We start from the raw sequence: 2,438 nt of genomic DNA, 5'->3' as shown, positions 1-2,438 counted from the left end.
CGAGCGCCTCCCGGGCGGCCGGTCTGGCGTCCGGTGCGACCGCGTCCTCCAGGTCGACGATCACCACGTCCGCTCGCTCGGCCGCCTTGCCGTACCGCTCGGGGCGGTCGGCCGGGCAGAACAGCAGTGCCGGGCCGGGCGGGATCCACGCCGGGGTCATGCCGGCCCCTCCCCCGCCTGGTCGGCCGGACGCTTACGGACCAGCGTCTTACGGACAGCCCTCGCCACCACGTCACCGTGCTGGTTGCGACCGATGTGCTCGAGGGTCACGATGCCCTCGCCCGGGCGCGACTTCGACTCCCGCTTGTCCGTGCACACCGTCTCGGCGTAGAGGGTGTCGCCGTGCAACACGGGCTTGGGGAAGGTGACCTCGGAGAATCCGAGGTTGGCCACGATCGTGCCCTGGGTGAGCTGCGCGACCGAGAGCCCGACCAGCGTCGACAGCGTGTGCATGGAGTTCATGAGCCGCTCGCCGCCGAAGCCCGGCTGCTCGGCCGACCACGCCGCGTCCAGGTGCAGGGCCTGCGTGTTCATCGTCAGCGTGGTGAACAGGACGTTGTCCGTCTCGGTCATCGTGCGCCCGGGGCGGTGGAGGTAGGCGGTGCCCACCTCGTACTCCTCGAACCACAGTCCGCGTTGGACGACCTCTTTGCGCTGGTCCGTCATCGCCTACAGCCCCAGTCCCCGCGCGATCAGCATGAGCTGCACCTCGGTGGTGCCCTCGCCGATCTCGAGGATCTTGGAGTCCCGGTAGTGCCGCGCCACCGGGTACTCGTTCATGAACCCGTAGCCGCCGTGGATCTGGGTGGCGTCCCGGGCGTTGTCCATGGCCGCCTCGGAGGAGACCATCTTGGCGATGGCGGCCTCCTTCTTGAACGGCTTGCCGGCCAGCATGAGGCGGGCGGCCTCGTAGTAGGCGCAGCGCGCGGTGTGGGCGCGGGCCTCCATGCGGGCGATCTTGAAGGAGATCGCCTGGAACGACCCGATCTTCTGGCCCATGGACTCGCGTTCACGCGCGTACTTGACCGACTCGTCCACACACCCCTGCGCCGCGCCGGTGGCCACCGCCGCGATCGCGATGCGGCCCTCGTCGAGGATCGACAGGAAGTTCGCGTAACCGCGTCCCTCCTCCCCGAGCAGGTTCTCCGCCGGGACCCGCACGTCGGAGAAGGTCAGCGGGTGGGTGTCGGAGGAGTTCCACCCGACCTTGTCGTAGGCCGGTTCGACGGTGAAACCGGGCGTGCCGGACGGGACGATGATGGTCGAGATGGCCTTCTTGCCGTTGTCGCGGACGCCGGTCACGGCGGTGACGTTGACGAGCGAGGTGATGTCGGTCCCCGAGTTCGTGATGAACTGCTTGTTGCCGTTGACCACCCACTCGTCGCCGTCGCGCTTGGCGGTCGTCCTGGTGGCTCCGGCGTCCGACCCCGCACCGGGCTCGGTGAGCCCGAAGCCCGCGAGCGCCTTCCCGGCCGCGAGATCGGGGAGCCAGGTGTTCTTCTGCTCCTCGGTACCGAAGTGGTAGATCGGCATCGCACCGAGGCCCACGCCGGCCTCGAGCGTCATGGCGGTGGATTGGTCGACCCGGCCCAGTTCCTCGAGTGCCAGGGACAGGGCGAAGTAATCTCCGCCCATGCCGCCGAACTCCTCCGGGAAGGGCAGCCCGAACAGGCCCATCTCGCCCATCCCGGCCACGATCTCGTAGGGGAACGTGTGGTTGCGGTCGTGCTCGGCCGAGGCGGGGGCGACCACCTTGTCGGCGAACTCGGCGACCGTCGACTTCAGGTCGGCGTAGTGCTCTTCCAACTCAGGCATTGCCTTCTCCTTCGGATTCCTCGGTGGAGGGGTCGGGGGTGGAGGGGTGGGGCTCGACGGTGCTTGGTTCGACCGTCGCGAGCAGGTGGTCGGCGGGCACCTGCTCGCCGGTGGTGACGTTCAGCCGGACCACTCCGTCGATCGGCGCCGACAGCGCGTGTTCCATCTTCATGGCCTCGACGGCCAGGACGTTCTGGCCCGCGGTCACCTCGTCGCCGTCGGCGACGAAACACGCGATGACCGATCCGGGCATGGGGCTGAGGATCTGACCGTCCGACAATCCGGCGTCGTGGATCCGGGAGTCGATCAACGGGAGCAGCCGCAGGTCCCAGGTGCCACCGTCGCCGGCCACCCAGAAGGTGTCCGCCGCCTTGGGGTCAGCGGAGCGGACGACGGTCCAGCGCTGCTGGGTGTCGTCGACGGTCAGTCGCAGCGACCCGCCGTCCCGGGCGACCCTGGCCCGGTGCCGCGAGGAGACCTCGGGCTCGGCCGTCGAGCCGATCGTGGCATCGGTGATGGTCACCTCGGCGTCGTCGGGTGTTCCCCTGAGGCCGACGGTGACGGCGTCCGAACCCGGGCCGGAGTCCAGCCGGGTCCACACCTCGGCGCGCCCGCCGACCCGC

The 2,438-nt window shown here is 69.6% G+C and carries 3 protein-coding genes and 1 pseudogene; all 4 read right to left on the bottom strand.

Annotated features, from left to right (window positions below; translation table 11 throughout):
- A pseudogene (locus G6019_RS13550) lies at nucleotides 1–160 on the bottom strand (aldolase/citrate lyase family protein); the annotation flags it as partial.
- Entirely contained in the window at nucleotides 157–666 is a 510-nt protein-coding gene (locus G6019_RS13545) for a MaoC family dehydratase (protein ID WP_107756980.1), read from the bottom strand. The gene G6019_RS13545 and the pseudogene G6019_RS13550, both read right to left, overlap by 4 nt.
- A 3-nt stretch (nucleotides 667–669) precedes the next feature.
- Entirely contained in the window at nucleotides 670–1,815 is a 1,146-nt protein-coding gene (locus G6019_RS13540) for an acyl-CoA dehydrogenase family protein (RefSeq protein WP_107756981.1), read from the bottom strand.
- Nucleotides 1,808–2,438: acetyl-CoA carboxylase biotin carboxyl carrier protein subunit (locus G6019_RS13535; protein ID WP_182627801.1), on the bottom strand; the 631-nt coding region annotated here is incomplete at its 5' end. The genes G6019_RS13540 and G6019_RS13535, both read right to left, overlap by 8 nt.

This window comes from Dietzia sp. DQ12-76, from assembly GCF_014145045.1.
Taxonomy (GTDB): domain Bacteria; phylum Actinomycetota; class Actinomycetes; order Mycobacteriales; family Mycobacteriaceae; genus Dietzia.
This window is presented reverse-complemented; position numbering and strand designations above follow the sequence as displayed.